Origin of the sequence: Gemmiger formicilis (genome assembly GCF_016901605.1) — a bacterium.
Taxonomy (GTDB): domain Bacteria; phylum Bacillota; class Clostridia; order Oscillospirales; family Ruminococcaceae; genus Gemmiger; species Gemmiger formicilis_B.
Genome location: NZ_JACJKP010000149.1, coordinates 1 through 7,781 on the forward strand (window position 1 = coordinate 1; position 7,781 = coordinate 7,781).

Here is a 7,781-nt window from a genome sequence, read left to right on the forward strand (position 1 = left end):
GCCCAAAAAGATAAAATCACAGATACTGGCTACCTGTTCGTTGGTGCCGCAGGCGCAGCCAAGTTCTTCCGCCAAAGCCTGTGCTTTGGCAGGGGTGCGGTTGGCCAGCAGAACATCGCCGGCACCGGCACCTTTGCAGACGGCCCGTGCGACGGCACCGCCCATGTTACCGCAGCCAATAAACCCGTATTTCATGGTAGTTTCCCCCTCTTATGTCGGCCTGTATACTGATAATATATACGTAATGGTAGCGCACCGGGTCGCTTTTGTCAATTAAAAGGTAGAAGGGGCTGGAAATCCGCAAAGAATTTGTTATAATAAATCGGAAGGCAATAAATCTAAAAAACGAGGCGAACAGAATGCAATATGTACAACTGGGCCAGACCGGCCTGAAGGTTTCCCGTTTGGGATTTGGGGGTATTCCCATCCAGCGCATTGACCAGCCCGGTACCCGGGAACTGCTCAAGGCGGCCCATGAGGCGGGCATCAACTACATTGACACGGCACGTGCCTATACGGTCAGCGAAGCGTGGATCGGGCAGTCGCTGGAAGAACTGGGCCTGCGGGATTCCTTTGTTCTGGCGACAAAATGCCGGGCATTGACCAAGGCGGAGATGGAAGCGGAACTGGCCAAGAGCCTGGAAAATCTGCGCACCGACCACATTGAACTGTATCAGTTCCATAACCCCAGCATGGAAGACCTGCAGAAGATTTTGGCCCCGGGCGGTTCCATGGAAGCACTGCTGGAGGCCAAAGCCAAAGGCGTGGTAGGGCATATCGGTCTGACGGCGCATCTGGCAGCTGTGTTTGAAGCGGCCCTTGCCGTGCCGGAAATCGAAACCATCATGTTCCCTTATAACATTGTGGAACAGCAGGGGGCAGAGCTGATCGACCGCTGTGCCAAAGCGGGCAAAGGCTTTATTGATATGAAACCCCTTGCGGGCGGTGCCATTGAAGACGGCCGTCTGGCGCTGCGGTATGTGCTATCCAACCCGTCTGTGACGGTGGCCATCCCCGGCATGGCAGCCCCGGAGGAGCTGGAAGGCAATGTGAAGGGCGCCGAAAACATTGCGCCGCTGACAGAGGAAGAGCAGGCCGCCTGCCAGAAGGTGCGCGATATGCTGGGCACCCAGTTCTGCCGCCGCTGCAACTACTGCGCTCCCTGCACGGTGGGCATCTCCATTCCCAACGTGTTCCTGTTCCAGGGGTATCTCAACCGCTACGGCCTGGAAGGCTGGGGCCGTGAACGGTATGCAACGCTTCCGGTCAAGGCAAGCGCCTGTGTGGAGTGCGGTGCCTGCGAAACGCGCTGCCCCTACAACCTGCCCATCCGCAGCATGATGAAAAAAGCTGCGGAAGATTTCGGCGAATAAACGTTTCTTTTTACTGCGGAATGCTTCCGGGCGTTCCGCAGTTTTTCTGTGCCAAAATCCGGAAAAAATTTTGTGAGCCCTGTTGTTTTTCTCCCGGCGGGCGTGTATAATTTATCCTGTATAATTTTGTGCAAAAATGTGAGGAATCAGTATGCTTTCCGACCCCCAGCTTCATTATCTGGATAATGCCGCGACCACCCGCATCGACCCGGCCGTTACCGAGGTCATCCACGATGCGCTGGTGGAACTGTGGGCCAATCCCAGCAGCCTGTATGACCCGGCGGTGGCTGCCCAGGATGGCATCGAAAATGCCCGTGCAAGGATTGCCAAAACACTGCATTGCCGCAGTGACGAAGTGTACTTTACCGGCTGCGGTACAGAAGGCAACAATATGGCTGTGTGGGGCGCAGCCATGCCCCGGCGGCATTGGGGCAACAAGATCGTGGTGTCCGGATTCGAACACCCCAGTGTACAGCTTGCGGTTCGTGCACTGAAAAACGAAGGTTTTCAGGTAGTGGAGATCCTGCCGGAAGCCGACGGACATCTGGACGTGCAGAAATTCCTGGCGGCTGTGGATAAAAACACAGTGCTGGCTTCCTGCATGGCCGTCAATAACGAAACCGGCGTTGTGCAGGACATTGCGGCCCTGGCAGCGGGAATCAAGGCGCGCAACAACCGCACCCATTTCCATGTGGATGCGGTGCAGGCATGGCTGCGAATCCCCATTGACCTGCAAAAGTGGGCCGGGGTGGATACGCTGGCCGTTTCCGGCCATAAGATCCATGCCCCCAAAGGCATCGGTGCGCTGTTCATCCGGGACAGCCAGCGTCAGACGTTGTGCCCGCCGTACCATGGCGGCCATCAGGAACGCGGCCTGCGCCCCGGCACTGAAAATACGCCGTATATCGTGGGGCTGGGCCTGGCTGCCGCCAAGGGTTACCAGGCCATGCGGACCCGGGAGGCGCATATTGCCAAGCTGAGCCACCGCCTGCGGGAAGGTCTTGCCAATATGCCCGGCATCATCATCAATTCGCCGGAAGATGCCGTGCCGGAAGTGGTCAACTTCTCCACGGGATGTATCAACAGCCAGACCTTTATCAATTATCTGAACACCCGCGGGGTGCTGGTTTCGGGTGGCAGTGCCTGCGACAAGGGCGAACCCAGCCATACCCTGCAGGCAATGGGCTGCGATGACCGGATTATCCAGACGGCGCTGCGCGTCAGTTTCTGCGCAGAAAACACCGACGAGGATGTGGACGCGCTGCTGGACGGTTTGTCCAACGGTCTGAAGAGTCTGCAGCATATCTGAATTTTCAACGGAAAGGCGATCCTATGAAAGAAATTATTCTGGCCTATCAGGGCGAAATGACCCTGAAAGGGCTGAATCGCGGCAAGTTCGAAGCACGCCTTGCCAAAATCATCCGTTGGCGGTTGGAACCGCTGGGCAAGTTTAAAGTGTACCAGGCCCAGAGCACGGTTTTTATCGAACCTATGGAGGAAGACCTTGATATCGAAGAAGCGTTTCGCCGCGTTTCCCATGTGTTTGGCATTGTCAAACTGAGCCGTGCGGTGGAGTGCAGCAAGGATTTCTCTGCCATCTGCGAAACGGCCGAAGCCTACCTGGGCCAGACATTGCGCGGGCTGCGCACCTTTAAGGTGGAAGCCAAGCGCGCCGATAAATCCTACCCGATGAAGAGCCCGGAAATCTGCCGGGAACTGGGGGCTTATCTGCTGGGCAAGCACCATCATCTGCGGGTGGATGTACATCATCCGCAGCTGGAGATCATGGTGGAAATCCGGGATCATGCTGCGTATGTGCACGGCCCCAAGGTGGACGCCGCCGGCGGTTTGCCGGTAGGCACCAGCGGCCGGGCGCTGAACCTGCTCTCGGGTGGTATCGACAGCCCCGTGGCAGCCTGGTGCATGGCGCGCCGCGGTCTGGCATTGCATCATATTCATTTCGCCAGCCCGCCTTACACCAGCCTGCGGGCCAAGCTCAAGGTCCAGAAACTGGCCAAGGAACTGGTGGAGTATACCGGCAATTGCACACTGTTTGTGGTGCCCTATACCAAGCCGCAGGAATACATCCGGGATCATGCCCCCGATGTGCTGTTCACGGTGCTGATGCGCCGCAGCATGCTGCGGATCGCCAAGCAGGTGGCCGATAAACTGGAACTGCAGGCGCTGATCACCGGCGAAAGCCTGGCCCAGGTGGCCAGCCAGACCATGGCGGCGCTGGCCTGCACCGATGCAGCCCAGGATCTGCCGGTTCTGCGCCCCTGCATCGGTATGGACAAAACCGAGATCATCTCGATTTCCCGCAAGATCGGCACCTTCGAAACCTCCATTGAGCCTTACGAGGATTGCTGCACCATCTTTACGCCGCCCCATCCCAAGACCAATCCCACCCTGGCCGAGATCCTGGCCGCCGAGGAAGCAATGCCGGAACTGGCAGCACTGGAAACCGAAGCGGCGGAACAGGTGGAAAAAATCGCCATTCGTATGGGAGAGGATGATTTGCTGTGACGGCAGAAATCATTTGCGTGGGAACGGAGCTGCTGCTGGGGGACATTGTCAACACCAATGCGCAGTACCTCAGCCGGGAACTGGCAGAACTGGGAATCAGTGTTCTGCATCAGCATGTGATCGGGGACAATCCCCAGCGGCTGCGGGAACTGGTCAATCAGGCGCGTTCCCGCAGTGACCTGCTGGTGTTTTCCGGCGGTCTTGGCCCTACGGAGGATGACCTCACCAAAGAAACGGTGGCCGAAGCCTTCGGGGATACGCTCCGTTTTGATGAGGATGAGTGGGAGAAGATCGTGGCATTCTTTGCCCGCACCAATCGCACCCCAACTTCCAACAACCGTAAGCAGGCTATGGTCCCCGTCAACGGTCACAAGGTCATCAACGACCACGGCACGGCACCCGGCGCCTGGTTTGAAGACTCCCAGGGGCACTGCGCCGTATTGATGCCCGGTGTCCCCCGGGAGATGAAAGCCATGTGGACCGAGCAGGTCCGGCCCGCTTTGCAGCGGCGGCAGAACTGCACCATCCATTCCCGCACACTGCGGGTGCTGGGCGGCGAAAGCAGCATTGCCAGTAAGGTGGCGCCGCTGTTTGAGAGCAGTAACCCCACCGCAGCCATTTACTGCAAGACGGGGGAAAGCGAGATCCGTGTAACGGCGCGGGAAGCCACGGCAGAGGCGGCGGAACGTGCCTGCAATGAATATCTGGAAAAATTCCGGGCCATTCTGGGCGATGCCGCCTATGACGTGGATGTGCCCGCGCTGGAATATACCGTGGTGCGGGTCCTGCGGGAAAAAGGACTGCATGTTGCCACGGCCGAAAGCTGTACCGGCGGTATGGTGGCTGAACGGCTGACCAATGTGCCGGGGTCCAGTGAAGTATTTGGTTTCGGCTTTGTTACCTACGCCGAAGCTGCCAAACAAAAACTGCTGGGGGTGGATGCCGCCCTTATTGCACAATACAACGTAGTTTCCGGCCCGGTGGCGGTGGCAATGGCCTTTGGGGCGGCCCGGGCTGCCGGTGCGGAACTGGCGGTAGGTATTACCGGTCTGGCGGGTCCCGGCGGCGCCTTGCCGGGCAAACCGGTGGGCACGGTCTATCTGGCCGGGGCCGATACCCGGACCAATACAGGCTGGCTCATGCGCCTGACGCTGGGCGGTTACCATGACCGGGGTATCATCCGTACCCGCGCGGCGCTGTACGCGCTGGATCTGATGCGCCGTATGGCGCTGGGACTGCCGGTGCCGGACGGTATGGCAGTCACCCCCAATACTCCCTCTGCACAGATTGATATTTAGCAACGCAAAGAAAGGCACATCATGGTCAACACTCAATTGAAAATTTTGCGCGTTTTTGGCCCCACCTCCGCCGAGGTATCGGCGGTGCTGCGGCAAGCCCGGGCAGACGGCTGTCCGGGTCTGCGCCTGCTGGAACGGGACGGCGAGTTTGCCGTCTGCGTACAGGTCAGCGCACCCAACCGGGCGATGGCTGAGCAGTATTGTGATAAGTGGGTACAAAAACTCAACGCCAAGTTTGGCGATGATGTTTTTGCCACCGGAGAAACAAGCCTGGCACAGGCAACGCTGGACTTGCTGCTGCAAAAGCGGAAGCTGCTGGTGGCGGTGGACGAAACAACGGGACGGATTCTCGGTGATCTGCTGCAGCCGCTGCAGCACAGCGAGGCGGTGTTTGATTTTGGCACCGAAAGCTATGCCCACGCACAGCACCAGCGTCAGATCAAAGTGCCGGAACAGCTGCTCAAAAAATTCCCCGGGGATGTAGTGCAGGCCGCCGCAGGGCGGGCACTTTCGGCATTGCAGGTTACAGGGGCGGATTTTGCGGCTGCCTATATGCCTTCCACGGTAGGGCAGTGCCCCTTTGTGCTGATCTGCGACCGGCACGGGGCGGCTGCCTGTGCGCTGCCGCCGGACCTCAACGATGCGTCCATCGGCAACCAGATTCTGGACCTGCTGCGCCGCCGCCTGCAGGGTCTGCGGCTGACCGACTCCTGCATTACCTTCCGCCCCGGCAAAGACCATCCGCTTCTGATCGTTTCGGAAGCCGGACGGGAACGGGGCAACACGGTCCGCTTCTCTTTGCGGCGCCGCACACCGGCCACGCAGGAGGCAGACCATACGGCGGATTTTGAGCCGATGATGGATTTTGATACGGCAGAACCAGAGATGCCTCCGGAAACGCCGGTTTCCGCTACGCGCACCCTGCATACTTCCGCAATTCACCGCGGCGCAGGAGCTGCGCCCGATGTTTCGGCCACAGGGCCGGTAGGAACAATCCAGTTTGAAACAGATCTTCTCACCCAGCCTCAACCCAATACCGATCCGCTGAACATCGAAACAGCGGGGCCGCAGGCGGCCAGCACATCGCGGCGGCGCCGCGGCGCAGCCTTGGATACCGGCACGGTATCTCTTTACGATGACCACGAGGAAGACCGGGCACCGGCACCTTCCATTCTGGATGAGGAAATTCCGGATTTCTCCGCAGAGATCGATCCCGAAGCCCTGGCCGCAGCGCAGGCTGCTGACGAAGCGGATGCGGCGGCAGGGCGTACCTCCACGGCGGAGGATTTCACCCGGGCGGCTACCCGCCTTTTCTCGGAAGAAGACGAGGCGGAACTGGCGGCAGCGCAGGCAAAGGCCGAGCGCCGCAAGGCAGGAGGGACGTCTTCCAAGCGGCGGGAACGTCCGGAAACTTCGGAAGCTGCCAGCATCCGGAACCGCAGTCTGGCCATGATTGAACGCACGGAACGCCGACGCAAGCGTACCGTTACCATGGTACTGGTGCTGATCGTTTTGGTGATTCTGGCCGGTGCAGTGGGCCTGTGGTGGTTCTTCAGCCATGATCTGGGCACCCGCCCGGCGGCCAAGAACTACGGCACTACCACCTACGATGAAACAGCAGAAGCGTACCTGAACAATGCACTGGAAAAACGTCCGGGGGTAACCGGTTATCTTGGATGGCCCGGTATGGATGGTACGCTGGTATATGCTGCCGGAACAGAACCGGAAACCAACGAGGATGGAACACAGACCGAGCTTGTTCGGTTTGCCACCGCCAGCTCTTTGGATCTGGATTCTCCTGGGAACACCGTGCTGGAATCCACCGGGGATACTTTCTCCGCTCTCGCGCAGGAAGAGGTCATCAAGGACAACAGCGGCTTTACCTTGTATCTGGAAAGCGGCACCTATCGGTTCAAAATCGTCTCGGTGTATTATCTGGACCCGAATGAGGAAGGGGACGGCGCGTTTGATCTGTACGGCAGCACCGATCTTTCCAATTATTACGATTATCTTTCTTTTGTGGCGGGCATTCAGGCGCGCAGCCTGTGGCAGACCGATGTGGAAATCGGAGACCGTTCCCATTTTCTGACGGTGACCAGCCACACCAGTGAGGAAGGTGTGCTGCTTTGTGCCACAGGGCGGTTGATTGAAGAAGAGGAATCGGCGGCATTGGATGGTGCATCCATCACGGCCACCGAAGAACCGCTTCTCACTGCGCTGCAGTATCAGCGCAAAAACCAGCCGATGCCCACGGTCAGCAGTTTGCTGAGTGCCAGCGTGGACCGTTATGCCCAGCAAAGTGCCGCCAGTGCGGCCAACCGCAACAATGCCCAGGCATCGGAAGAAGAGGATTCCGGTACCGATCTGGATTCTCAGATTGCCGATATGCAGGCGCAGACGGATGCGCTGGTGGCCAGTACAGATAAACTGTTGGCCGGTCTGACCGACGTGGCAGGCTCCAGCAATGCGACGGAATCCGATCTGAACCAGGGCGCCGAAGGCGGTCTGCCGGAACAGACCGTAACCGTGGACCAGATCACGGCAACTCCGGTACCGACCGAAACCCCGGCACCGACGGAGGCTC

General features: G+C 58.9%; 6 protein-coding genes. 5 read left to right on the forward strand and 1 reads right to left on the reverse strand.

Annotated elements, in window-relative coordinates:
- Nucleotides 1–195 (reverse strand): pyrroline-5-carboxylate reductase family protein (locus tag H6B10_RS11040; protein WP_204651656.1); only part of this gene is annotated, 195 nt, incomplete at its 3' end.
- A gap of 164 nt (nucleotides 196–359) precedes the next feature.
- Between H6B10_RS11040 and H6B10_RS11045 the strand changes: the two genes are divergently transcribed.
- The 5 genes from H6B10_RS11045 to H6B10_RS11065 form a co-directional block, all read left to right on the forward strand.
- Nucleotides 360–1,373 (forward strand): aldo/keto reductase, encoded by a 1,014-nt coding sequence (locus H6B10_RS11045; protein ID WP_204651657.1) that lies wholly within the window; start codon nucleotides 360–362, stop codon nucleotides 1,371–1,373.
- A 151-nt stretch (nucleotides 1,374–1,524) separates the two neighbouring features.
- Complete coding sequence (locus tag H6B10_RS11050; RefSeq protein ID WP_204651658.1) at nucleotides 1,525–2,682, forward strand: cysteine desulfurase family protein; 1,158 nt, start codon at nucleotides 1,525–1,527, stop codon at nucleotides 2,680–2,682.
- Between the two features lie 23 nt (nucleotides 2,683–2,705).
- On the forward strand, nucleotides 2,706–3,899 hold the full coding sequence (gene thiI / locus H6B10_RS11055) for a tRNA uracil 4-sulfurtransferase ThiI (RefSeq protein ID WP_204651659.1): 1,194 nt from the start codon (nucleotides 2,706–2,708) through the stop codon (nucleotides 3,897–3,899).
- Nucleotides 3,896–5,197, forward strand: a complete 1,302-nt coding sequence (locus tag H6B10_RS11060) for a competence/damage-inducible protein A (protein ID WP_204651660.1) — start codon at nucleotides 3,896–3,898, stop codon at nucleotides 5,195–5,197. Before thiI ends, H6B10_RS11060 begins: the two co-directional genes overlap by 4 nt.
- 21 nt (nucleotides 5,198–5,218) lie before the next feature.
- Nucleotides 5,219–7,781 (forward strand): CinA family protein (locus H6B10_RS11065; protein WP_204651661.1); only part of this gene is annotated, 2,563 nt, incomplete at its 3' end.